Origin of the sequence: Segniliparus sp. (genome assembly GCF_051660745.1) — a bacterium.
Lineage (GTDB): Bacteria > Actinomycetota > Actinomycetes > Mycobacteriales > Mycobacteriaceae > Segniliparus.
Genome location: NZ_JBOFQF010000035.1, coordinates 1 through 24,019 on the forward strand (window position 1 = coordinate 1; position 24,019 = coordinate 24,019).

The window sequence follows — 24,019 nt, forward strand, 5'->3', positions numbered from 1 at the left end:
CGCTCGTGGCGCGCAGGCCGTCGAGCAGGACGACGGACTTCTTCGAGCCGTTGGACGCCTTCCACACGCGGATCTTCACATCCGGCATCGACGGGGTCGGGACGTAGTACTCCTGGACGCCCGCGAGCGGGCCCGGGTCGTTGGGCGCGGACTGGACGGAGGGAATGGGGCCCGGGTCCTCCATAGCGCTCGCTTGCGGCGCGTAGGCGAGGCTGAACCCAGAAGCAACGGCCATCACCCCCGCGAACAGTCTCAGCACACCGGTGCGATGTTCCATGCTCTTCCTTTCCACACGCTTTCGCGAAATGTCTCAAACCTTTTCGCGGTCGCCGGCCATACTGCCAGCCATGACCGCCGAACGGCAAATTCAACGAACCTATGTCGGTTATCGAGTCCGGATGTATACCGGAAGCTGCTTGATCTGCGATCTTGGTGTCGCGCGACAGGTTACAAGTTAGTCAGTATAAACGGTGAATCCGTGGAACAGAGCACGATTCCCAGGAGAGTCACAGAGAACCGTGACGTTTCAGACACCAGGGCCTCAAACGCCGAGGGCGAGCCTGATCTTGGGCAGGGCCTTCCACAATTCGGCCTTCCAGTACGGCCACGTGTGCGTGCCCTCCGAGGTGAAGTCGAAGGACGCTTTGACGCCGAGCTCGTCGAACCGGCGCTGCAGCGCCAGGGCCTCGGAGTTGGCCATCCCTTCGAGCATCTGCGCGTTGAGCGTGTCGATGCCCGAATTGGACGAGTCCAACGAAGTCGTGCCGCCGCCCCCGGCGGAGATGTACATCGACACCCCTCGGAGGTCTTCGGCCCGCGCGACCACGTCGTTCTGGAGCCAGCGCGGGCTCCACGGCGGGCCCCACATGCTGTCGCTGTTGTAGCCGCCGTCCCCCAGCATGATCGCGCGGATCGACTCGCGCGCCCCGGGGGCGCCCACGTTCACGAAACCGGAGAAAGACCCGGCGAACGCGAAGAGGTCCCGGTGGTTCGCCGCGAGGACGAGGGCCGCGCCACCGCCCATCGACGCGCCCGCGATGGCGTTGTTCTTCGAGTCGAGGCCGATCGAGGCGAGGAACTTCGGCAGCGTGACCGCGAGGAAGGTCTCCCAGAGATAGCGGTACTGCTGGCCGTTGAGATTGCTCCTCGAATCCCAGTCGGTGTAGAAGCTCGCCTGCCCGCCGACGGGCTCGACGATGCTGATGCCGCTCAGCGCGATGTTCTCCGCGTCGGTGTTCTGCTCCCACCCGCTGCGGTCCGACGAGGCCCGCAAGTCGTCGAGGAGGATCAAGGACTTCTTCGAGCCGCCCGCCGCCCGCCAGACGCGGACCTTGACATCAGGCATTTCCGGAGTCGGCACCATGTATTCCACGGGCTCGGCCCTGGCCGCGGGGGCGGAGAGCTGGGGCAGCACGACAGCCCCGAACATCGAGGCCGCCAGCATGATCAGCGCCAAGCCAGTCCGGGGCCCCGATCCGGCGAGCCGGCTCCATCGGAGCCGGAGACTGTCGACCTGCTCCACAGGTGGAGATACTACCGCCCGGGCACATGTCTCACCGGAGCTGCCGCACGGGGACAAGGTATGCTTTCCACGTCGTGACCCCACCGCGTCTTTTCCGTAAGCCGCGTCCAACACTTATGAGCGAGTCGACGTTGACCGAACAAAACCTGACTGAACCACTGGCTCCGCTGCCCGAGGACCCTCGGCTGTATTTCGAAGAGTCCTGGCAGGCAGGCCTCGGCGATGTGGACGTCTACCGGCGCGCGCGACTCGACTCGGTGGCCCGCTACCTGCAGGACTTGGGCTTCGACCACCTGATCGCGGCCGGATTCGACGAGATCCACCCGTACTGGGTGGTGCAGCGGACGGTGATCGAGGCGCAGACCCCCGCCGTCGACTCGCTGCGCGAGACGTTGACATTGCGCCGCTGGTGCTCGGGCATCGCGAAATTCTGGTGCAACGTGCGCATCCAGGTCGTCGGGGACAAGGGGACGCATTTCGAGACCGAGGCCTTCTGGATCAACTTCAACAAGGACACCAAGGGGCCTGCGCGCATCTCGGACGACTTCGTGGAGAAGTTCGGGCAGGCGACGCAGAACCACCGCCTGCGGTGGAAGCCCGTCCTCTCGTCGGAGCCGTCGGCTGACGCGGAGACATCGCCCTGGCTGCTCCGCTCCACCGACATCGACCAGTTCCAGCACGTCAACAACGCCGCGTACTGGGAGGCCGTCGAACACCTGCTCCAAGGGAGCGACCTGCTCACCGGGCGTTATCGCGCGATCATCGAATACATCTCTCCGGTCCAGCCGACCGAGAAAGTGACGTTGAGCTCGGTGGTCTCCGACAAAGAGGCAGACATCTGGTTCATCGTGGACGGCAAGGCCAAAGCCGCCGTGAAAGTGATCAGCCTCTAACGCCGTGTGGCGCCGCGTGGACCCCGCTAAACCCGAGTGTTGAGGGACTTCTCCATTAACTTCACGGCCTTGTCGCAGCTGTCGCCGCCGGTGGAGAAGGCGGGTTGCACCCACCAGCCGATCACGCCTTTGCTCTGCGATTTCGCGACGGTGCCGCACACCGACGTGTCGTTCGCCGGGTGGGCGATGATGCCTTTTTGCCCGTCGAAATCGCGCCACTGGCTGTCGTACTTCAGGAATTCCAGCGTTTCCTTCTCACGGTCGAGCGTGCCCGTCTCGAACCAGTAGAAGGTGACCTCCAACGGGTCGCCGCCGCCGATCACGTTCCACCGGCACACGGCGCCGTTGAACACCGAGACACGGCTTTTCATGCCGAGCGCGTCGAGCATCTCCTGCTGGTTGAGCAGCTCGCACTCGTGCATGAGGTTGTCGTAGGGGTCCGTGTCCTGCTGGCGCACTGTGGTGTTGGTCGGGCCCCCGCCGCCCCCGGCGCCGCCGCAGCCCGAGGCCAACGCCGCCGCGAGCGCGAGCGCCCCGGCGAACTTGCCGCGACGGACCGCCGAGGCCATGCCTTTCATTCTCATAGACACCGTTATTTCTTCGCCCGGTCGATGCTCAGCTCCGCGAGCTGGCGCGTCCCCTCGCAAGGCTGCTGCGCGCCGCTGCGCTGCACGCCCAGCTCAATGGACCACTCGATGAAGTCGTTGCCGAAATCCGCTCCCAGCTCGCACAGGTTCTGATCCGGCTGATAGATCAAGAACCCCGGATAGCCGCGGATCGCGATGTGCTGGACGTCGTCTCGCGTCTTCCCCTCCCACGACTCCTCTCGCCCGATCGGGCTGCCCCGGTACCAGGTGAACGAGGCTTGCACCGAGCTCCCGACGATCCACTGGCAGGTCACCGAGTTGCGGAACTCGACTCGGGAGTTCCCGGCTCCGAGCTTCTCCGCGACCTCTTGCGTTGTGAGGCCCGCGCATTCGGCGAACATCGGGCCGTCCGGCTTCGCCTGCCCTGTTTGCCCGTCGTGCCCGGAAGGAGACTTGGCCCCGCCGCCCGTGCAGCCCGCCGCGAGAACCACTCCCGCGAAGATCACCGGGATCGCGCGCAGACGGCGCCGCTGAGGTTCGGACTGGTCGAAAATCATGTCCCCCGCATGGTACCCGGCTTGGCTGAGAAGGGCCTTATGCGACGCCCTTGCGCGACTGCCCGTCAGTTGGGGCAGAGGTCCAGAAGCTTCTGCTTCGCAGAGGTGACCTGGTGGCTGGCGTCGTTCAACGACTCAATGGTCCCGTTTCCCTTTTTGAGCAGGCCCGCCAGTTTGTCCAGCGCATCCGTGTAGACGCTCGCCGCCCCGCCGATGTCCGTGCTGGAGTCCGCGTTCGCCGATTTCATCTGCGACGAGGCGTCCCCGATCGCGCCAAAGAGGTCGTCCATCTGGTTCTTCTCCGCCGTGCCCGCTTTGTTCAGCGCGTCGACGAAGGCGTTCCAGGCGACCAAGAACCGGACATAGCCGATGATGAGCTGCGAGCACACCGCCTTCTGGGCGGCCGCCGCCTTGCTCGACGAGACTGAGGCCGCGCTGGACGAAGAAGCCGCAAGGTACGAGGTGAGCGCGACCTCGTCCGCCGCTCCCTTGCCTTTGACCACCTGCGTGCAGCTTGCGAGCAACAACCCTGCCGACACGCACAGCCCCACGAATCGCTTGTTGCCCAAACCCAAGAACCCTGCCATGTACGCAGCGTAACGTACTCATGCGCCACTGGCCAGTTCCAAGATCAAAACAAGAACGAGGCGGCGCGCGGCGGTCTTCCGCGACGCCTCGAAAACGGAAAAGCCCCCGGCACAGAGCGAGTCTTGCGGACCGGGGGCCTTTCCGTCGATCGGATCAGATCGTCACTGGTATTCGCTGAAGTCGTAGTCGTCCAGCGGCACCGCGGGGCCGGAGTGGCTGTAACGGGCGGAGCTGTAGTCCACGCCGTAGTCCGCGTCCGAGCCGTAGTAGCCCTCCGCGAAGCTCGGCAGCGAGTACGCCGCCGCCTTCGCGGCCTCGGTCGGCTGGACCTCGATCTGGCGGTAGCGGGCGACGCCCGTGCCAGCCGGGATCAGCTTGCCGATGATCACGTTCTCCTTCAGGCCGATGAGCTTGTCGGAGCGGGTGTTGATCGCGGCGTCCGTGAGCACGCGGGTGGTCTCCTGGAAGGAGGCCGCCGACAGCCACGAGTCGGTCGCGAGCGAGGCCTTCGTGATGCCCATGAGCACCGGACGGCCCGCCGCGGGCTCGCCGCCCTCGGCGACGATGCCGCGGTTCGCGGCCTCGAACTCGCCGCGCTCGGTCAACGAGCCCGGCAGGAACTCCGAGGAGCCCGAGTCGATGATCGTGACCCGGCGCAGCATCTGCCGCACGATGACCTCGATGTGCTTGTCGTGGATCGACACGCCCTGGCTGCGGTAGACCTCTTGGACCTCGTGGACCAAGTGGATCTGCACCTGGCGCGGGCCCATGATCCGGAGCACCTCGTGCGGGTCGGACGAGCCCTCGAGGAGCTGCTGGCCGACCTCGACGTGCGAGCCGTCGTGCAGGACGCTCTCCGAGCCGTCCGCGCCGCGGAGCACCTTCAACCGCTGGCGCTTCGAGAGCTTGTCGTACACGACCTCCTCGCCGCCGTCGTCCGGGGTGATCGTGATCCGGTAGAACCGGTCCTCGTCCTCCAGGCGGATCCGGCCGGAGACCTCCGCGATCGGGGCCTTCGCCTTGGGCACGCGGGCCTCGAAGAGCTCCTGGACCCGGGGCAGACCGCCGGTGATGTCCTCACCGACACCACCCTGGTGGATGGTACGCATGGTCAGCTGGGTGCCGGGCTCGCCGATGGACTGCGCGGCGACGATGCCGACGGCCTCGCCGATGTCCACCAGCTTGCCGGTCGCCATGGAGCGGCCGTAGCACTTCGCGCAGACGCCGTTGCTCGTGGTGCAGGTCAGCACCGAGCGCACCTTGATCTGCGAGACGCCTGCCTCGATCAGCTCGTCGATGGTGGCGTCGCGGACGTCCGAGCCGCGCTCGGCGACAACGGCGCCCTTCTCGTCGATGGCGTCCGTGGCCAGAGTCCGGGCGTAGGCGCTGGTCTCGACGTGCGGCTCACGGATGAGCTTGCCGTCGTGGCCCTTGGTCGCGATGGTGACGTTGATGCCGCGCTCGGTGCCGCAGTCGGACTCGACCACGATCACGTCCTGCGACACGTCCACCAGACGACGGGTCAGGTAGCCCGAGTCGGCGGTGCGGAGCGCCGTGTCCGCGAGGCCCTTGCGGGCGCCGTGGGTGTTGATGAAGTACTCCAACACCGTCAGGCCCTCGCGGAAGGAGGACTTGATCGGACGCGGGATGAACTCGCCCTTCGGGTTGGTCACCAGGCCCTTCATACCCGCGAGGGTACGGGTCTGGGTCATGTTGCCCGTCGCGCCGGACTTCACGATCGTGATGATCGGGTTGTCCTCGGGGTAGTACGCCTCAAGCGCGGCGCCGACCTCTTCGGTGGCCTGCTTCCAGATCTCGACCAGGCCGTCGCGACGCTCCTCCGAGGTGAGCGCGCCGCGCTGGAACTTGCGCTCCAGGCTGTCGGCGCGGGCCTCGTAGGTGTCGAGGATCTCCCGCTTGTTCGGCGGCACGAGCACGTCGGCCATCGACACGGTGACGCCGGAACGGGTCGCCCAGTAGAAGCCCGCGTCCTTGAGCTTGTCCACGGTCTGCGCGACCACGATCATCGGGTACCGCTCGGCGAGGTCGTTGATGATGACCGCCTGGCGCTTCTTGAGCATGAGCTCGTCCACGAACGGGTAGTCCGACGGCAGGAGCTCGTTGAACATCACCCGGCCGAGCGTGGTCTCAGCGGTCCACGTCTGGCCTCGGGTCCAGCCCTCGGGGAACAGCTCGGCCTCGAGCTTCGCCTCCGGACGCTGCTCGCTGAGCCGGATCTTGATCGGGGCCTGCACCGACAGGACGCCGCGGTCGAGGGCCATGATGGCCTCGGCCGGGCTCGAGTACACGCCCTCCTCCGGCTGGTCCTTCGCCGCCGCCTTGTAGGCGCCCAGCGCGGTCTCCTTCCTGAGGGTCAGGGTGTAGAGCCCGGTGACCATGTCCAGACGGGGCATGGCGAGCGGACGGCCCGAACCCGGGGAGAGGATGTTGTTCGAGGACAGCATGAGGATGCGGGCCTCGGCCTGCGCCTCCGCCGACAGCGGAAGGTGCACGGCCATCTGGTCGCCGTCGAAGTCCGCGTTGAACGCCTCGCAGACCAGCGGGTGCAGCTGGATGGCCTTGCCTTCCACAAGCTGCGGCTCGAAGGCCTGGATACCGAGGCGGTGCAGCGTCGGCGCGCGGTTGAGGAGCACCGGGTGACCGGCGATGACCTCTTCGAGGACGTCCCACACCTGCGGGCGCTGCCGCTCGACCATCCGCTTCGCGGACTTCACGTTCTGCGCGTGGGAGAGGTCGACGAGCCGCTTCATGACGAACGGCTTGAAGAGCTCGAGCGCCATGAGCTTCGGCAGGCCGCACTGGTGCAGCTTGAGCTGCGGGCCGACCACGATGACCGAACGGCCCGAGTAGTCGACGCGCTTGCCGAGCAGGTTCTGGCGGAAACGGCCCTGCTTGCCCTTGAGCAAGTCGGACAGCGACTTGAGCGGACGGTTGCCCGGCCCGGTGACCGGACGGCCGCGCCTGCCGTTGTCGAACAGCGCGTCCACCGACTCCTGCAGCATGCGCTTCTCGTTGTTGACGATGATCTCCGGGGCGCCGAGCTCGATGAGCCGCTTGAGGCGGTTGTTCCGGTTGATCACGCGGCGGTACAGGTCGTTGAGGTCGGAGGTCGCGAACCGGCCGCCGTCGAGCTGCACCATCGGGCGCAGCTCCGGCGGGATCACCGGCACCGCGTCGAGCACCATGCCGAGCGGGCTCTTGCCCGTGGCCTGGAACGCCGCGATGACCTTGAGCCGCTTGAGCGCGCGGAGCTTCTTCTGCCCCTTGCCCGAGCGGATGGTCTCGCGGAGGATGTCCGCCTCGGCTTCGATGTCGAGGTTCTCGATCAAAGTCTTGATCGCCTCGGCGCCCATGGCTCCGGCGAAGTACTCGCCGTAGCGGTCGATGATCTCGTTGTAGAGGGTCTCGTCCACGATCATGTCGCGCGGGGCGAGCTTCACGAAGGTGGTCCAGATCTCGTCGAGACGGTCGAGCTCGCGCTGCGCCCGCTCGCGGATGTGGCGCATCTCGCGCTCGCCCGCGTCGCGGACCTTGCGCTTCGCCTCGGCCTTCGCGCCTTCGCCTTCCAGCTCGGCGAGGTCGGCCTCAAGCTTCTGCGCGCGCTCTTCGAGGTCGACGTCGCGCTGGTCGGTGACGGACTTCTTCTCGACGACCATCTCCGCCTCGAGGGTGGAGAGCTCGTTGTGGCGCATCTCGGAGTCCACCGAGGTGATCACGTACGCCGCGAAGTAGATGATCTTCTCAAGATCCTTCGGGGCGAGGTCGAGCAGGTACCCGAGGCGCGAGGGCACGCCCTTGAAGTACCAGATGTGGGTCACCGGGGCGGCGAGCTCGATGTGGCCCATCCGCTCGCGGCGGACCTTGGCCTTGGTGACCTCGACGCCGCAGCGCTCGCAGATGATGCCCTTGAAGCGCACGCGCTTGTACTTGCCGCAGTAGCACTCCCAGTCCCTGGTCGGACCGAAGATCTTCTCGCAGAAGAGTCCGTCCTTCTCAGGCTTGAGGGTGCGGTAGTTGATGGTCTCCGGCTTCTTCACCTCGCCGAAGGACCAGCGTCGGATGTCGTCGGCTCCCGCAAGGCTGATGCGGAGCTCGTCGAAGTAATTAACGTCGATCACTCGTGTATTCCTATCTATCAGCTCTTGAGTTAGCGGGCAAGGTCGTCGACAGTGGCCTGCTCCCGGCGGGAGAGGTTGATGCCGAGGGACGCGGCCGCCCGGTCCAAATCGTCGTCGTCGGTGTCGCGCATCTCGATCGCGGCGCCGTCCTTGGACAGCACCTCGACATTCAGGCACAGCGACTGCAGCTCTTTGAGGAGCACCTTGAAGGACTCGGGGATGCCCGGCTCGGGGATGTTCTCGCCCTTGACGATGGCCTCGTACACCTTCACGCGGCCGACCACGTCGTCCGACTTGATGGTGAGCAGCTCCTGCAGCGTGTAGGCCGCGCCGTAGGCCTGCATGGCCCAGCACTCCATCTCGCCGAACCGCTGGCCGCCGAACTGCGCCTTGCCGCCCAGCGGCTGCTGGGTGATCATCGAGTACGGGCCGGTGGAACGGGCGTGGATCTTGTCGTCCACCAAGTGGTGCAGCTTCAAGATGTACATGTAGCCGATCGCGACCGGGTGCGGGAACGGCTCGCCGGAGCGGCCGTCGAACAGGGTCGCCTTGCCGTCCGGGCCGACGAGCACTTCGCCGTCCCGGTTCGGGATCGTGGACGAGAGGATGCCTTGCAGCTCCTCTTCCCGAGCGCCGTCGAAGACCGGGGTCGCCGCGCGGGAGTTCGGCGGCGCCGACAGCGCGTCCTCGGGCAGGTTCTTCGCCCATTCCGGGAGGCCGTTGGCGTCGTCCACCTTCCAGCCGGTCTTGGCGACCCAGCCGAGGTGCGCCTCGAGGATCTGGCCGATGTTCATACGACGCGGCACGCCGTGGCTGTTCAGGATGATGTCGACCGGGGTGCCGTCCGGCATGAACGGCATGTCCTCGATCGGCAGGATCTTGCCGATGACGCCCTTGTTGCCGTGGCGGCCCGCGAGCTTGTCGCCGTCCTGGATCTTGCGCTTCTGCGCGACGTAGACCCGGACCAGCTCGTTCACGCCCGGAGGCAGCTCGTCGTCGTCCTCGCGGCTGAAGACCCGGATGCCGATGACCTTGCCGGACTCGCCGTGCGGGACCTTGAGGGACGTGTCGCGGACCTCGCGGGCCTTCTCGCCGAAGATGGCGCGCAGCAGGCGCTCCTCCGGGGTCAGCTCGGTCTCGCCCTTCGGGGTGACCTTGCCGACCAGCACGTCGCCGTCGCGGACCTCCGCGCCGATGCGGATGATGCCGCGCTCGTCGAGGTCCGCGAGGACCTCGTCGGAGACGTTCGGGATGTCGCGGGTGATCTCCTCGGCGCCGAGCTTGGTGTCACGGGCGTCGATCTCGTACTCCTCGATGTGGATCGAGGTGAGCACGTCCTCCTCCACGAGGCGCTGCGACAGGATGATCGCGTCCTCGTAGTTGTGGCCTTCCCACGGCATGACCGCGACCAGCAGGTTCTTGCCGAGCGCCATCTCGCCGTTCTCGGTGCAGTGCCCGTCCGCGAGGACCTGGCCCTTCTCGACCCGCTGGCCCTCGTCCACGATGGGACGCTGGTTCGCGCAGGTGCCGTGGTTGGACCGGGCGAATTTGCGCAGGCGGTGGGTCTTGCGGGAGCCGTCGTCTGCCATCACCGTGATGTAGTCGGCGGAGACCTCCTCGACCACGCCCGACTTCTGGGTGACGATCACGTCGCCCGCGTCGATCGCCGCGCGCAGCTCCATGCCGGTGCCGACGAACGGAGACTCGCTCCGGATCAGCGGCACGGCCTGGCGCTGCATGTTCGCGCCCATGAGCGCGCGGTTCGCGTCGTCGTGCTCCAGGAACGGGATCATCGCGGTCGCGACGGACACCATCTGCCGGGGCGAGACGTCCATGTAGTCGACCTGCTCGGAGGCGACGAACTCGACCTCGCCGCCCTTCCGGCGGACCAGGACGCGCTCTTCGAGGAACTTGCCGTTGTCGTCGAGCGGCGAGTTGGCCTGCGCCACGACGTAGCGGTCCTCCTCGTCGGCGGTGAGGTAGTGGATGTCATCGGTGACCTTGCCCTCGACGACCTTGCGGTACGGGGTCTCGATGAAGCCGAACGGGTTCACCCGCGCGAAGACCGACAACGAGCCGATCAGGCCGATGTTCGGGCCTTCCGGGGTCTCGATCGGGCACATCCGGCCGTAGTGGGACGGGTGCACGTCGCGGACCTCGAGGCCCGCGCGCTCGCGGGAGAGGCCGCCGGGGCCGAGCGCGGAGATGCGCCGCTTGTGGGTCAGGCCCGACAGCGGGTTGTTCTGGTCCATGAACTGGGAGAGCTGGCTGGTGCCGAAGAACTCCTTGATCGCGGCGACCACCGGGCGGATGTTGATCAGGGTCTGCGGGGTGATGGCCTCCACGTCCTGAGTCGTCATCCGCTCGCGGACCACGCGCTCCATACGGGAGAGGCCCACGCGGATCTGGTTCTGGATCAGCTCGCCGACCGTGCGCAGGCGGCGGTTGCCGAAGTGGTCGATGTCGTCGACCTCGACCGGGACCTCGACGCCGCCGGGCGGGGTCATCGTCTCCGGAATGCCCGGGGTGGCCTCGTGCAGGCGCACCAGGTACTCGATGGTGGCCGCGATGTCCTCGACGCTCAGCGTGGTGACGTGCGAGGCGACGACGTCGGTGAGGCCGAGCTTCTTGTTCAGCTTGTACCGGCCGACGCGGGCGAGGTCGTAACGCTTCTCCTGGAAGAGGAGGTTGTCCAAGAGCGCCTGCGCGCCCTCGCGGGTGGGGGGCTCGCCCGGACGCAGCTTGCGGAAGATGTCGAGCAGGGCCTCGTCGGTGCCCGCGATGTTGTCCTTCTCCAGCGTCGTCATGACGATCTCGGAGAAGCCGAACCGCTCCACGATCTGCTCGTTGGTCCAGCCGAGGGCCTTGAGCAGCACGGTGACGGGCTGGCGGCGCTTGCGGTCGACACGCACGCCGACGGTGTCGCGCTTGTCGACGTCGAACTCCAGCCACGCGCCACGGCTCGGGATGACCTTGACCGAGTGCAGGGTCTTCTCGGTGGACTTGTCGATGGTGTCGTCGAAGTACACGCCGGGGCTGCGGACGACCTGGGACACCACGACACGCTCGGTGCCGTTGATGATGAAGGTGCCCTTCTCGGTCATCATCGGGAAGTCGCCCATGAACACCGTCTGGCTCTTGATCTCGCCGGTGTTGTTGTTGATGAACTCGGCGGTGACGAACAGCGGGGCCGCGTAGGTCATGTCCTTGTCCTTGCACTCCGCCTCGGAGGCTTTCACCTCGTCGAAGCGGGGCTCGGAGAAGGAGAGGGACATGGAGCCGGAGAAGTCCTCGATCGGGGAGATCTCGTTCAGCACGTCCTCAAGACCGGAGGTCGGCTTGCCCTGCCCGTTGAGGTGCTCGCCCCGCTCCAGGGACCGCTCGCGCCACCACGGCGCGCCGATCAACCAAGCGAACGAGTCGGTCTGAACATCCAGCAGGCCTGGAACCTCAAGGGGCTCGCGGATCTTCGCGAACGAGACTCGACGAGGGGCTCCCGGGTGGCTAGCTTTCGTTTGGCGAGAGACTGCCAAAATGCGTCCTTCCAGCACTATTGTGGCGGCAGGCCCCAGAGCCCGTCGCCGTCGCTTCATTCACTCAGCTATGACCGCTGAATCAGTTTCCGGCGCGCTCCTCGTTGCCCCTCCCACGCGACCGCCTTCCGGACCTGTTTGAGCCGCCGAGCCGAACATCGGCGCGGCCTGGGGATAGCCCAACAGGGAAAACGGTGAATGGACGTGCATCATCGAGCGCAAGGCTTCAGAGTACCACAGATTGCGGCACTCCGCACCCCCCTTGGTGTGATTTGCGTCAGCGCCCGAATCCCGATGAAACCAGGTCCGGCACCCCGCGTACCGTCTAGCTTGCACGGTGATCGGTCCCGCGTCAAGCGACACGGCGAATAGCCTGTGTCACATTTTTTCAGGGCGCGGCCCGGGTTGGGCGAGGTCGGGCATGGGCAAGGGGTCGCGGAAATCGAAGTGCCGCGCACACGGCCCGATCCCGCGCGCCGCGCAAGGGCCCGGACAGGCTCAGTAAGCCTGGCCCTGCTGCGCCACGACCGCCTGGTCCGCGACCGACTGGGCTTTGGCGGCCTGCACGGTGGCGTCGATCGAGTTCGCCTCGATCTCGGCGGCGTCCGCCTCGATCCAGCTCCGCTGGATGGCGGCCTGCGCGTTCGCGGGCAACGAGGGGAGCATGCCCTGCAGCCGCTGCTTGCGGCGGGCGACAGCCTGCCGGAACGGCATGCCCGGGGTCGCGTGCATCTGCGGGATGATGCCCTCGATCTCCTCCGCGCCGCCATGGTGCATGCCCGCGTCGACCAAGGCCTGCTCCTGGGCCATCTGCGCTTCGTCCTTCTCCTCGGACATGCCGATCGGTCCGATCATGCGGCCGTTGAGGAACTGCTTGACGGCAGGCTCTTCGCTGGTGAGCAGCACCTCCCGGGGGCCGAACATGACGAGGTTGCGCCGGTAGAGCATCCCGATGTTGTCCGGCACCGTGCGAGCGAGGTTGATGTTGTGGGTGACGATGAGGATCGTCGCGTCGATCTCGGCGTTGATGTCCAGGAACAACTGGCTGATGTAGGTCGTTCGGACCGGGTCGAGGCCGGAGTCCGGCTCGTCGATCAAGATGATCTCCGGGTCCAGCACCAGCGCCCTGGCCAAGCCTGCGCGCTTGCGCATACCGCCGGAGATCTCGCCCGGCAGCTTGTTCTCCGCGCCGGAGAGCCCGACCAGCTCGAGCTTCTCAAGGACGATCCGCTTGATCTCGTCCTCTTTTTTCTTCGTGTGCTCGCGCAGCGGGAACGCGGTGTTGTCGAAGATGTTCATCGAGCCGAACAGCGCGCCGTCCTGGAACAGCACGCCGAACATCTTGCGGATGTCGTACAACCGCTTCGTCGAGCACCGCATGATGTCGGTGCCGTCGATGATGATCTCGCCGTGCTCCGGGCGCAAGAGCCCGATGAGCGACTTCAGGAAGACCGACTTGCCCGTGCCAGAAGGGCCGAGCAGCACGCTCACCTCGCCGGGGGGGAGCGTGAGCGTGACATCCTGCCAAATGTTCTGAGAACCGAAGGACTTAGTCAGGTCCTTGACGACCACCTCGACGCCCAAACTACCGCCTCATGCTTTCTTTTCCGCTGGTGAAGACCCGTGCAGCGGCTCGCAACACGCCGTCTGACCGGCGGGTCACAAGCCTACCACGTTCCCTGCTTCTCCTATTGGCCAATGCTCATACGCCTCTGCGTGTGATGCACAATACACGCTTTTGTCTCGGCGGCCAAAGCGGGGCGGAAACGCGAACGGCGCGCCCCGCGACTGCGGGGCGCGCCGTTCGGCCAGCGTCGTCTCACTTGAGGGAGATCGTCGCTCCAGCCTCTTCCAGCTTCGCCTTGGCGGCCTCGGCGGCCTCCTTGGAAACCTTCTCCAGAACCGGCTTCGGGGCGGCCTCGACGAGGTCCTTCGCCTCCTTGAGGCCCAGGGCCGGGACGACCTCGCGGACGACCTTGATGACCTGGATCTTCTTGTCGCCGGCGGAGTCGAGGATGACGTCGAACTCGTCCTGCTCGGCAGCGGCCTCGCCACCGGCGGCGGCAGCGGCGCCCGGGGCGGCGGCGACCGCGACCGGAGCGGCGGCGGTGACGCCGAAGACGTCCTCGAACTGCTTCACGAACTCGGACAGCTCGATGAGGGTGAGCTCCTTGAACGCGTCGATGAGCTCGTCAGTGCTGAGTTTGGCCATGATGGCCTTCCTTTCTATATCGGGGCCCGACGCCCCTGGTCTTGCGGATGTTGGATGAAAACGATGCTGTTGCTATTCGCCAGCTTGCTGCTTCTGGTCGGCAAGCGCCTGCGAGAGGCGTGCCACCTGCGACAGCGGAGCGCTGAGCAGGCCCAGCGCGGAGCCGAGCGCGCCCTTGATGGCGCCGGCCACTTTGGCGAGCAGCACTTCGCGGCTCTCCAGGTCGGCAAGCTTGATGACCTCTTTCTCGGTCAGAACCGCGCCGTCCAAGTAGCCGCCCTTGACCACAAGGGCCTGGTTCTCCTTGGCGAAGCCCTTGATCACCTTCGCGGCCTCGACGATGTCGCCGTTCACGAACGCCACCGCGGTGGGTCCGGAGAACAGCTCGTCGACACCAGTGACGCCTGCATTCGCAGCGGCACGTTTGACCAGGGTGTTCTTCGCGACCAGGTAGGTCGTGTCCCGGCCGAGGTCGGTGCGCAGCTTGGTGAGCGAGCTCATCGTCAGACCCCGGTATTCGGTGACGATGGCAGCATTCGCCTCCTCGAACCGCTTGGCGATATCAGCGACCTTTTCGACCTTTTCAACTTTGACCACAGGTCGCCTCCTTTCTCATGTCAAGCGGACAACCGGGAACGCGCGGCCACGCTGCGAGGAGGAGGTTGGAGGAGATGTCTGGCTGAGGCGCGGGGGAAGGGGCAGCCGTCAGCTCTCAGCGGGCAAAACCGCCCGCGAGGAGGACGTCCGACGCTTGTTTTCCCTGCGCTGGCCAGCACGTTGGGCTTTTGCCCCAACACGCCCCTTCGATCCTCGAAACAAAGTTGTGACTCCGCTCGCGTTGACGGTGAACGGAATCTTAACTTAAGCTGTCTCGCAGATGACCTAGCGGTCTTCGGTTGAACTTCTTCGGATTCGCCGACCAGTTCAGGCTGCTCAGCAGCTGCGCCGATCGACCCGCTTATGATAGTGAGGACTGTCCGATAATGCAAACCACGATCGAGGAGCCCCGCACCTACGTAGTGCGGCGTGGCTTCGCCGAGGTGAACGACGTCCGGCTCGCCTACGAGGACTGGGGCGACCCGGCTGGCGAGGCCGTGCTGCTCATCATGGGGCTCGGCGCCCAGCTGACGTTCTGGCCGGACGTGTTCTGCGAAATGCTGGTCGACGCAGGCTGCCGCGTCGTCCGGTTCGACAACCGCGATGTCGGCCTGTCGACGAAGCTGAGCGACAAGGAGGCCCCCGGCCCGCGCTGGATGCGCCTGCTGCGCTGCCAGCTCGGCCTGGTGAGCCGGGCCCCCTACACGCTCGAAGACATGGCGAGCGACGCGGAGGGCGTCCTCGACACGCTGGAGATCGACCGCGCGCACATCGTCGGGGCTTCGATGGGCGGCATGATCGCGCAGGTCTTCGCGGGCACCAGGCCCGAGCGGACGGCGAGCCTCAGCCTGTTGTTCACCACCGCCGTGCAGCGCTTCTTCGCGCCGCCGACCCCCGCCACGCTCGCGAAACTGCGCGAGGCCCCCAATCCTGACGCGACGCTGGAGGAGCGGATCGACTTCAAGGTCCGCACCATGGCGCACTCCGCGGGCCCCTGCTACCCCTACCCGGAGGACGAGCTGCGCGAGGCCATCGCGACCTCGTTCCGGCGCTGCGACGACTCGACCGGCCTCTTGCGCCAGCTCGACGCGATCTGCGGCACCGGGGACCTGCGCCGCTACCACAGCGGGATCACCGCCCCGGTCACGGTGATCCACGGCAGCGCCGACCCGCTCATCCCCTGCCGCAACGGCCGCTCCCTGGCGAAGTGGATCCCCGGCGCGACGCTCACCGTCTTCGAGGGCATGGGCCACTCCTTGCCGCCCGCGCTCTTGCCGGACATCGCTCGGACGCTGTTCGCGAACTTCGAGCGGGCCGGGGCTCTGGTCTAGCCGCTCATCGCCCTGCGCTCAGTACAGTGGGCGTATGGCTCTTACTTTCGACGAGTACTCCTCGCACGACGCGCTCGGCCTCGCCGAGCTCGTCAGGACCGGACAAACCACCGCCGCAGAGCTGCTCGAAGCCGCGCTCGCGAGGCTCGCCGAGGTCGACGGCACGATCAACTCGGTGGTCCACCGGCATGAGGAGTGGGCGAGCAAACGCGCGGCGGCAACGCTCAGCGGGCCGTTCGCGGGCGTGCCGTTCCTCCTGAAGAACCTGCACCAACCGATCGCGGGCTGGCCGGACGACTCCGGCAGCCGAGCCTTGCGGGGCCACATCGCCCCGGCCACCTCGCCGGTGGTCGCGCGTTGGCTCGATGCGGGCCTCGTGCCATTCGGCCAGACCAACAGCCCCGAATTCGGCTCCAAAGGCGTCACCGAGCCCCAACTGCACGGCCCGACGCGCAACCCGTGGGACCTGGACCGCTCCCCCGGCGGGTCCTCCGGCGGGTCGGCCGCCGCGGTCGCCGCCGGGATCGTGCCCGCGGCCGGGGCGAGCGACGGCGGCGGCTCGATCCGCATCCCGGCCTCGTGGGCAGGACTGTTCGGACTCAAACCGGGCAGGGGCCTCGTCCCCGAGGCCCCCTTGGCCGCGGAGACGTTCCACGGCTACGCAACGCAGGGCGTGCTCTCCCGCAGCGTGCGCGACAGCGCGGCCCTTCTGGACGCTGTCATCGCCGCCGAGCCGTCGGGGTCCTACCTCTCCGCGACGCCGCAGCGCCCCCTGCTGCAGGAGGTCGGCGCAGACCCCGGCAAACTCCGGATCGGCTTCGGCCACCGGTCGCCGCTTCGCCCCGAAGGCGCGAGCCCGGAGGCGGTCGCGGCCGTTGCGGCGACGGCGAAGCTCGCCGCCTCCCTCGGCCACCATGTCGAAGAGGCTGAGCCGGACATCGACTGGACCGAGCTTGCCGAGGACTTTCTGACGCTCTGGTTCTCCAACGCCGCGTTCAACCTCGCCGAGCTCTCCCGGCTCGGCTTCGACGTCTCCCAAGTGGAGGTCGACAACCGGATCCTCGCCGCGCTGGGGGCGGGCATCAAGGCTGTCGACCTGCACCGGGCGCGCCAGCGCTGGCACGAGCAGACCGTGGCGCTCACCAAGTTCTTCGACCGCTACGACCTCTTCCTGACTCCGACCGCCGCCGAGGCCCCGCCGAAGATCGGCTCGCTCGACACCCCCGCGCCCCTGGCCGCGCTCTCCGCCCGCGTCCTCGACCTGCGCGGCGGCCGGGTGCTCGCCGCCACCGGAGTCCCCCGGAAAGTCATCATGACGAACTACCGGACCGTGCCCTACACGCAGCTCGCGAATGTCACCGGGCGGCCGGCGATGAGCGTGCCGCTGCATTGGACCGCAGACGGGCTGCCGATCGGCTCCCAATTCGTCGGGCCGCTCGGCTCCGAGCCGCTCCTGATCCGTCTCGCGGCACAGCTGGAAGAAGCCCAGCCATGGAAAGACCGCAGGCCTCCCGTCTAACTGGCCTGTGCTGCGGCGCGGGCCTTCTGGCGGCGCGGACTGTCGAGCGCGTCATCCAAATCCCACGCTGCGTCGTATCGGACCTTTTCCGGCACCGGGCTTGCCCTGCCGCGTCAAGGCTTCCTGGAGAAGGCGGGCGCTGAGAATCTCCATCCGGATCGGCACGTGGCCAAGCGCCATTGCCCGTTCCCTCCTCCGGTCGCCCGCTTCCGCAAGAATCGCCTGCTCGTCTTCGCCCAGTAGCGAGCTGCGTGCGGCTGTCCACAGGCGAAAACGACGAAAGCCCCGGCCAACGGCCGGGGCTAAGCGTCGGGACTCAGGCTTCGAGCAGAGCGCGGGTCCGGGTCGGGTCGACCAGGATGGCCGGGCCCATCGTCGTGGTCACTGCGATCTTCTTGAGGTAGCGGCCCTTCGCGGCAGCAGGCTTCGCGCGGGTCACCTCGTCGAGGATCGCGCCGTAGTTCTCGACCAGCTGCTCCTTGGAGAAGGAGGCCTTGCCGACCACCACGTGCAGGTTCGAGTGCTTGTCCACGCGGAAGGTGATCTTGCCGCCCTTGATGTCGGCGACCGCCTTGGAGACATCAGCGGTCACGGTGCCGGTCTTCGGGTTCGGCATGAGGCCGCGCGGGCCGAGGATGCGGGCGACACGCCCGACCTTCGCCATCTGGTCCGGGGTGGCGATGGCCGCGTCGAAGTCGACCCAGCCGCCCTGGATGCGCTCGATCAGCTCGTCAGAGCCGACCGCGTCCGCGCCCGCCTGCTCCGCCTGGATGGCCTTCTCGCCGACCGCGAAGACGATGACGCGGGCGGTCTTGCCCGTGCCGTGCGGCAGGTTCACCGTGCCGCGGACCATCTGGTCCGCCTTGCGGGGGTCGACGCCGAGGCGGAAGGCGACCTCGACAGTGGCGTCGAACTTCACCTTGCTGGTCTGCTTCGCGAGGTCGAACGCCGCGACCGGGCTGTACAACTCGTCCTTGGTGACGAGCTCGACGGAGGCGCGGTACGCCTTGGACTGCTTGCTCATTGTGGAACTTCCTGACTTGTTGGAGGTTGTGTGGTCATACGAGCCGAAGCGGGCTCTCCCACTGGTTTGCTTGGATTGCCATGTTGCCTGGTCGAGCGTGATGCCCATCAACCGGGCACATAGTTGCCCTGCTGTCTTGGTCCAGGCAGGGGCGTTACGCGGGCTGGTCGACCGTGATGCCCATCGACCGGGCGGTGCCCGCGATGATCAGGGCGCCGTGGTCCACGTCGTAGGCGTTGAGGTCGGGGAGCTTCACCTTGGCGATCTCCTTGACCTGGTCCCAGCTCAGGTGGCCGACCTTGGTGCGGTGCGGGACGCCGGAGCCCTTCGGGACGCCCGCGGCCTTGAGGATCAGCTTCGCGGCGGGCGGGGTCTTGAGGATGAAGTCGAAGGAGCGGTCCTCGTACACGGTGATCTCCACCGGCACGACGGTGCCCTTCTGGGCCTCGGTCGCGGCGTTGTAGGCGCGGCAGAACTCCATGATGTTCACGCCGTGCTGGCCGAGCGCGGGGCCGATCGGGGGCTTGGGGTCGGCCTGGCCTGCCTGGATCTGCAGCTTGATGAGGCCGGCGACTTTCTTCTTCTTGCCGCCGGAGGCGGGTGCGGGTGGCATGTTGTTGTCTCCTTGTTGTTACTGACTGCTCGTTATGTCTGAACTGTGATGCCTGAACTGTGCTCTGCGGCCTGCTCTTAGATCTTGGTGACCTGGTTGAAGGAGAGCTCCACCGGAGTCTCCCGACCGAAGATCGAGACCAAGACCTTGACTTTCTGCTGCTCGGCGTTGATCTCGCTGATCGAGGCCGCCAAGTTGGCGAAGGGGCCGTCGTTGACGGTGACCGACTCGCCGACCTGGTAGTCCACCACGGCGACGTTCGCGATAGCGGCCGCGAAACTGTCGCCCTGCTTCGCCTTCGCGGCGGAAGCGGCCTTCTTCGGCTCCTGGCGCGGCAGCAGGAACTTCACCACGTCGTCCAGGGTGAGCGGGGTCGGGCGCGACGTCCCGACGAAGCCCGTCACGCCGGGGGTGTTGCGCACCGTGCTCCACGACTCGTCGTTGAGGTCCATGCGCACAAGGATGTAGCCGGGGAGGATCTTGCGGTTCACCAGTTTGCGCTGGCCGTTTTTGACTTCGGTGACCTCTTCGGTCGGCACTTCGATCTGGAAGATGTAGTCCGCGACGTCGAGGTTGTGCACCCGGTTCTCCAGGTTGAGCTTCACCTTGTTCTCGTACCCCGCGTAGGAGTGCACGACGTACCACTTGCCGGGGGCGCGGCGCAGCTTCGCCTTCAGCGCGGCAGCCGGGTCCTCGTCCTCTTCCTCGGAGTCCTCGGCCACAGCTTCGACGGCCTCGGTTTCGACAGCCTCGGTTTCGACAGCCTCGGTTTCGACAGCCTCGGCAGCAACGGCTTCGTCAGCCACGTCGACCGATTCCTCTTGGTCAGACGCAGTTTGGTCGGCCACGGCCACGGTCTCTTCCTGCTCCGCCTGCTCGTTCTGCTCAGTCACAAACTCAATCCTTTCCATGATCTCCGCGCCAGCCCTATCCGAGCAACCACAGCGTCAGCTTCGCGAAGCCGATGTCGAGACCGGCGACGAAGGAGACGACCACAGCCACGAAAATGATGACGATGAGCGTGTAGGAGACCATCTGCCGCCGCTGCGGCCAGATCACCTTCGAAAGCTCGGAGACGACCTCGCGGAGGAACTGCACCAGAGCCACGAACGGGTTGCGCGAGCGCTCGCCGGACGAGCGCTTCGCCTTCTTCCCCTCTTTGGAGTCCTTCGCGGGACGGCGCTCGCCGTCTTCCGCGCGATTCTCGGCAGAGGCCCTGCGCCTGCCCCGCTTGCCTGTCGGCCGCGCGGCGGAGCCTTCGTCCTCGAAGTCGTCGTTGTCCTCGTCGGAACCTGACCGGCGCGCGGGAACACGAGAAGCGGCCTGCGGCTCGTCGTGCGACGAATCAGCAGGCTCCGAAGCAGCTTCGACCTCGCCGTCTTCGACGGAGGCTCGGCTTTGCTCGCTCACTTTTTCCTCTCGATCAGGTTCTACGCTTGCTCGACCGCCGGTTGACCGGCGAGGCGACCAGATGCAGGGGCGACAGGATTCGAACCTGCGACCTGCGGTTTTGGAGACCGCTGCTCTACCAACTGAGCTACACCCCTCTGAGCCGGCTAAACGCCAGCCGCAGATAGCCGCCAGCATCGAGTCCGCTTCCGCGCGTCGACTTGCGCCCAGCACGAAACCGTCTTCAACACCAAGGCAGTAATTCTAGCGGAAAAGCCCCTCTGACACCAATCGGCTTTCGAGGAACCCGGACGGCTCAGGCAAACTGAACCGTGGCGAGGGACTTCCCGAAGACCTTCTTGCCGCCGCTGGTGGCGGAAATCTGGACGATGCCCCGGCGGGTCTCGGGGTCGAGGGACTTGACCTTGCCGGAGAGCTCCAGCTCGGCGGGCTTGGTCGAGTGGACCAGGACCGGGCTCACGAACCGGACGTCGAACTCCATGAGGGCCGCGCTGCTGCCCAGCCAGGCCGAGACGAAGCTGGACGCGTACCCCATCGTGAGCATGCCGTGCGCGATGACCGTCTCGAACCCGCCCGCCTGGGCGATCTCCTCGTGGAAGTGGATCGGGTTGGCGTCGCCGACGACTCCGGCGTAGTTCACCAAATCGCCTCGCGTGACCCGGTACAGCTCGACCGGCAGCTCTTCTCCGACCTGGACGTCATCAAAAGATCGAACGGCCATGCATCATCACATCCCTCACAAGACCTTTGAGCGACTCCTCCATCACAGCCCCGGTGTAACCCGCGACCTTGGTGTAGCCGATCAACACTACTTCTTCCGTGCCCCAGATCCTGCCGATGTTCTCGGTCTCGACGATGTCGACGCCGACGGCCTGGCGCATGTTCAGCATCGTCACCGAACATTCGAGCCGCTCGCCCGCGCAGATGGGGCGCTTGAAGCTGAAGCGCTGCTCCGCCTGCACGGTCTGGCTCAAGTCGTAGTCCGTGACGATGTACTCGAACAGTGCCTCCTGCATGAGCAGGCCGATGATCGAGGCGAACGTCGGCGGGGCGACGAGCGACGGGTACCCCGCCGCCCGAGCCGCCTCTTCGTCGTGGTGGATGGGATCGAAGTTCCGCACCGCCTTGGCGAAGGCCCGAATCTGCTCTCTGCCGATCTCGTAGTAGTCCGGCAGCACGTACGTCTTGCCGATGAAGTCCGGGTAGGGAACCGTTTTCTCCGTGGCTCGTGGCTTCTCACTCGTCTCTGGCACGTCGGGCAATGTACCCCCAAAACGGCCCGATCTACTAGTAAGGCTCACCTAACATTGCCGTGGGCGGCGCGCATTCGATCAACGAAAAAACGACCAAGCTGGGCAAACGCCGAACCTGGGCGGTATCGCGCCGTTTCGCCCTAGGCGAACTGGACGGTCGCCACAGCTTTGCCGAAAATCTTTTTCTCATTCGCAATGGCGGTGAGCGCCACCACTCCGGTCTTCGTCTCCGGGTCGAGGGACTTGACCCGGCCGGCGAATTCCAGCGTGGTCGACGTGTCCGCGGGGACCAGCAACGGGCTCACGAACCGCACCTCGTACCCCCGGACGGCCGACGGGTCGCCCACCCAGCCCGTGATGTATTCCGCGCCGTAGGCCATGGTCAGCATGCCGTGGGCGAGCACATCGTCGAAGCCAGCGGCATTCGCCACTTTCTCGTGCCAGTGGATCGGATTCCGATCCCCTGACACGCCCGCGTAGTTCACCAGGTCCCCTCGGGACACCCGATAGGCCTTCGGCTCGAGCTCGAGCCCGACCGACACGTCCTCAAACCGTGGGGAGGCCATGCATCATCACCTCATCCACAAGCGTCTCGATTTCTTCGCCAAGCACAGAGCCGGTCCGCCCGGCGAGCTTGGTCCATCCGATCAGGATCGGCTCGCCCGTCTCCCAGACCGACAGGATGTTCTTGGTCTCGCTGATGTCCGCGCCAAGGCTGCTGCGGAAACTGAGGATCTCCACCTCGCAGTGGACGCGGTCCCCGGCGTAGAGCGGACGCTGGTAGGAGAACCGTTGCTCCGCCTGCACCATCGGCCCCGGCACGATGCCGAAGGATTGGTACATGCGCTCGTGGATCTTGATGCCGAACGCCGAGCCGAAGGTGAGCGGAGCCATGATGTTCGGATGGCCTGCGGCTTTCGCCGCCTCCTCGTCCCAGTGGAACGGATGGTAGTTCTGGGTGGCGCGGGCGAAGTCCCGGATCGCCTCACGGCTGATCTCGTAGTAATCCGGATACACGTAGGTCTGCCCCACATACTGGGACAGATCGCGAACCGGCGCGGCGTCGCGCGCCAATGTGTCTGACATTCGCCCAATCTATCTACTCGGGGTCGCCGCAATGGCGAGGATTTCTATGGCTGTAGGGCTTTCGCGTCTTGTCGCAGGCCCTGCGCCGAGCCTCGATCGCTGGTGTCGGTCGGGGCTCCGGTTCGCACAGCCTACAACATGAACGCGTGATACCGGTCATCCGCGCTGAGCGCGCGTTCCCCGGTTTGGGCTTGCCCGCCTGCCCTGAGCCAAGGCTGCGGGCCCCTCGTAGCGATGGCCGGACTTGAACCGGCGACACAGCGATTATGAGCCGCTTGCTCTACCAACTGAGCTACACCGCCTTGCCCCGCGCCGGACGCTCGACGCCCCGCGGGTGAGCCCCCGAGCGGAATCGAACCGACGACCTCTTTCTTACCAAGAAAGTGCTCTACCACTGAGCTACGGGGGCAAGTCTTTAGTTAGCAGTTTTTAGTTGACATCCGCTGGGCCGCAAGGCCCAGGCTGGTGGCAGATGTAGGATTCGAACCTACGTAGCTTGCGCGACGGATTTACAGTCCGCTCCCATTGGCCGCTCGGGCAATCTGCCAGGTTCGCACCATCGCTGGTGCGCAGAGGATACTAGCAGGAGCGGCAGGCCGAACGCCACTTGATCCATGCAGTAGCCTGTGACCTGCACAAAACGACCGACAGGAGATATCTTATGGCCGACTCGTCCTTCGACATCGTGAGCAAAGTCGACCGCCAAGAGGCCGACAACGCCGTGAACCAGGCCGCGAAAGAGCTCGCGACCCGATTCGATTTCCGGGGAGTCGACGCGACCGTCGCGTGGACCGGAGACGAGACGCTGCTGCTCTCCGCGCAGACCGAGGAGCGCGTGAAGGCTGCCGTCGAGGTGTTCAAGGAGAAACTGATCAAGCGAGGCCTGTCCCTCAAGGCCGTGAAGTTCGACGACCCTGCGCCGTCCGGCAAGATCTACCAGGTCAAAGCCGCCCTCAAGCAGGGGATCGACCAGGAGCACGCCAAGAAGATCGGCAAGAAGATCCGGGACGAGGGGCCCAAGGGCATCCGGGTGCAGGTCCAGGGCGACGAGCTGCGAGTCTTCAGCAAGAAGCGCGACGACCTGCAGGCGGTCATCACGCTGGTCAAAGGCGGCGACTTCGACGTGGCCCTGCAGTTCACCAACTACCGGTAATT

Annotated in this window: 21 protein-coding genes, 4 tRNA genes and 1 pseudogene; 4 read left to right on the top strand and 22 right to left on the bottom strand. The window is 66.1% G+C overall.

Annotated elements, in window-relative coordinates; genetic code table 11:
- Window positions 1-277 (bottom strand): annotated as a pseudogene (locus tag ACRC20_RS11545) (alpha/beta hydrolase); the annotation flags it as partial.
- A gap of 264 nt (window positions 278-541) precedes the next feature.
- A complete protein-coding gene (locus ACRC20_RS11550; RefSeq protein ID WP_438686524.1) occupies window positions 542-1,522 on the bottom strand; it encodes an alpha/beta hydrolase in 981 nt (326 codons plus the stop codon).
- A gap of 131 nt (window positions 1,523-1,653) precedes the next feature.
- Between ACRC20_RS11550 and ACRC20_RS11555 the strand changes: the two genes are divergently transcribed.
- Window positions 1,654-2,415 (top strand): acyl-[acyl-carrier-protein] thioesterase, encoded by a 762-nt coding sequence (locus tag ACRC20_RS11555; protein WP_438686525.1) that lies wholly within the window; start codon window positions 1,654-1,656, stop codon window positions 2,413-2,415.
- A 26-nt stretch (window positions 2,416-2,441) separates the two neighbouring features.
- Here the strand turns inward: ACRC20_RS11555 and ACRC20_RS11560 are convergent, their stop codons facing one another.
- From ACRC20_RS11560 to rplJ, 8 genes are all read right to left on the bottom strand, one after another.
- The gene (locus tag ACRC20_RS11560; protein WP_438686526.1) at window positions 2,442-2,984 is read right to left on the bottom strand and encodes a DUF3558 domain-containing protein; all 543 of its coding nucleotides are present in this window, start codon (window positions 2,982-2,984) and stop codon (window positions 2,442-2,444) included.
- 23 nt (window positions 2,985-3,007) lie between these two features.
- A complete protein-coding gene (locus ACRC20_RS11565; RefSeq protein ID WP_438686527.1) occupies window positions 3,008-3,559 on the bottom strand; it encodes a DUF3558 domain-containing protein in 552 nt (183 codons plus the stop codon).
- A gap of 65 nt (window positions 3,560-3,624) precedes the next feature.
- Entirely contained in the window at window positions 3,625-4,146 is a 522-nt protein-coding gene (locus ACRC20_RS11570; protein WP_438686528.1) for a hypothetical protein, read from the bottom strand.
- 162 nt (window positions 4,147-4,308) lie between these two features.
- A complete protein-coding gene (locus ACRC20_RS11575; protein WP_438686529.1) occupies window positions 4,309-8,286 on the bottom strand; it encodes a DNA-directed RNA polymerase subunit beta' in 3,978 nt (1,325 codons plus the stop codon).
- Window positions 8,287-8,315: 29 nt separating this feature from the next.
- Window positions 8,316-11,837 carry a DNA-directed RNA polymerase subunit beta gene (rpoB, locus tag ACRC20_RS11580; protein ID WP_438686693.1) on the bottom strand — a complete coding sequence of 1,174 codons (3,522 nt, stop codon included), beginning with the start codon at window positions 11,835-11,837 and terminating at the stop codon, window positions 8,316-8,318.
- A gap of 480 nt (window positions 11,838-12,317) precedes the next feature.
- Window positions 12,318-13,403, bottom strand: a complete 1,086-nt coding sequence (locus tag ACRC20_RS11585) for an ABC transporter ATP-binding protein (protein ID WP_438686530.1) — start codon at window positions 13,401-13,403, stop codon at window positions 12,318-12,320.
- Window positions 13,404-13,638: 235 nt separating this feature from the next.
- The gene (rplL, locus tag ACRC20_RS11590; protein WP_438686531.1) at window positions 13,639-14,031 is read right to left on the bottom strand and encodes a 50S ribosomal protein L7/L12; all 393 of its coding nucleotides are present in this window, start codon (window positions 14,029-14,031) and stop codon (window positions 13,639-13,641) included.
- Window positions 14,032-14,103: 72 nt separating this feature from the next.
- Window positions 14,104-14,628, bottom strand: coding sequence for a 50S ribosomal protein L10 (gene rplJ, locus ACRC20_RS11595; protein WP_438686532.1), 525 nt, complete (start codon window positions 14,626-14,628; stop codon window positions 14,104-14,106).
- A 386-nt stretch (window positions 14,629-15,014) separates the two neighbouring features.
- On the opposite strand from rplJ, the gene ACRC20_RS11600 reads away from it, so the two are divergent.
- Both ACRC20_RS11600 and ACRC20_RS11605 read left to right on the top strand, forming a co-directional pair.
- Window positions 15,015-15,959 (top strand): alpha/beta fold hydrolase, encoded by a 945-nt coding sequence (locus ACRC20_RS11600; protein ID WP_438686533.1) that lies wholly within the window; start codon window positions 15,015-15,017, stop codon window positions 15,957-15,959.
- 34 nt (window positions 15,960-15,993) lie between these two features.
- Window positions 15,994-17,478, top strand: a complete 1,485-nt coding sequence (locus tag ACRC20_RS11605; protein WP_438686534.1) for an amidase — start codon at window positions 15,994-15,996, stop codon at window positions 17,476-17,478.
- A gap of 316 nt (window positions 17,479-17,794) precedes the next feature.
- Here the strand turns inward: ACRC20_RS11605 and rplA are convergent, their stop codons facing one another.
- From rplA to ACRC20_RS11665, 12 genes are all read right to left on the bottom strand, one after another.
- On the bottom strand, window positions 17,795-18,502 hold the full coding sequence (rplA, locus tag ACRC20_RS11610; RefSeq protein ID WP_438686535.1) for a 50S ribosomal protein L1: 708 nt from the start codon (window positions 18,500-18,502) through the stop codon (window positions 17,795-17,797).
- Window positions 18,503-18,656: 154 nt separating this feature from the next.
- Window positions 18,657-19,115, bottom strand: coding sequence for a 50S ribosomal protein L11 (gene rplK / locus ACRC20_RS11615; protein WP_438686536.1), 459 nt, complete (start codon window positions 19,113-19,115; stop codon window positions 18,657-18,659).
- Window positions 19,116-19,192: 77 nt separating this feature from the next.
- A complete protein-coding gene (nusG, locus tag ACRC20_RS11620; RefSeq protein ID WP_438686537.1) occupies window positions 19,193-20,008 on the bottom strand; it encodes a transcription termination/antitermination protein NusG in 816 nt (271 codons plus the stop codon).
- Window positions 20,009-20,042: 34 nt separating this feature from the next.
- Window positions 20,043-20,525: a preprotein translocase subunit SecE gene (gene secE / locus ACRC20_RS11625; RefSeq protein ID WP_438686538.1), complete on the bottom strand. Its 483-nt coding sequence runs from the start codon at window positions 20,523-20,525 to the stop codon at window positions 20,043-20,045.
- Between the two features lie 64 nt (window positions 20,526-20,589).
- A tRNA-Trp gene (locus tag ACRC20_RS11630) sits at window positions 20,590-20,662 on the bottom strand.
- 158 nt (window positions 20,663-20,820) lie between these two features.
- Window positions 20,821-21,246 carry a MaoC/PaaZ C-terminal domain-containing protein gene (locus tag ACRC20_RS11635; protein ID WP_438686539.1) on the bottom strand — a complete coding sequence of 142 codons (426 nt, stop codon included), beginning with the start codon at window positions 21,244-21,246 and terminating at the stop codon, window positions 20,821-20,823.
- On the bottom strand, window positions 21,227-21,778 hold the full coding sequence (gene hadA / locus ACRC20_RS11640) for a (3R)-hydroxyacyl-ACP dehydratase subunit HadA (RefSeq protein WP_438686540.1): 552 nt from the start codon (window positions 21,776-21,778) through the stop codon (window positions 21,227-21,229). The genes ACRC20_RS11635 and hadA overlap by 20 nt, the downstream gene beginning before the upstream one ends.
- Window positions 21,779-21,918: 140 nt before the next feature.
- Window positions 21,919-22,344: a MaoC/PaaZ C-terminal domain-containing protein gene (locus ACRC20_RS11645; protein ID WP_438686541.1), complete on the bottom strand. Its 426-nt coding sequence runs from the start codon at window positions 22,342-22,344 to the stop codon at window positions 21,919-21,921.
- Window positions 22,325-22,864 carry an FAS1-like dehydratase domain-containing protein gene (locus tag ACRC20_RS11650; protein ID WP_438686542.1) on the bottom strand — a complete coding sequence of 180 codons (540 nt, stop codon included), beginning with the start codon at window positions 22,862-22,864 and terminating at the stop codon, window positions 22,325-22,327. Before ACRC20_RS11650 ends, ACRC20_RS11645 begins: the two co-directional genes overlap by 20 nt.
- A 229-nt stretch (window positions 22,865-23,093) precedes the next feature.
- Window positions 23,094-23,166: transfer RNA gene (locus ACRC20_RS11655), tRNA-Met, on the bottom strand.
- A 35-nt stretch (window positions 23,167-23,201) separates the two neighbouring features.
- Window positions 23,202-23,273, bottom strand: a tRNA-Thr gene (locus ACRC20_RS11660).
- 54 nt (window positions 23,274-23,327) lie between these two features.
- Window positions 23,328-23,411 (bottom strand) — tRNA-Tyr (locus tag ACRC20_RS11665).
- 114 nt (window positions 23,412-23,525) lie between these two features.
- Here ACRC20_RS11665 and ACRC20_RS11670 point away from each other — a divergent pair.
- Entirely contained in the window at window positions 23,526-24,017 is a 492-nt protein-coding gene (locus tag ACRC20_RS11670; protein ID WP_438686543.1) for a YajQ family cyclic di-GMP-binding protein, read from the top strand.
- Window positions 24,018-24,019: the final 2 nt, after the last annotated feature.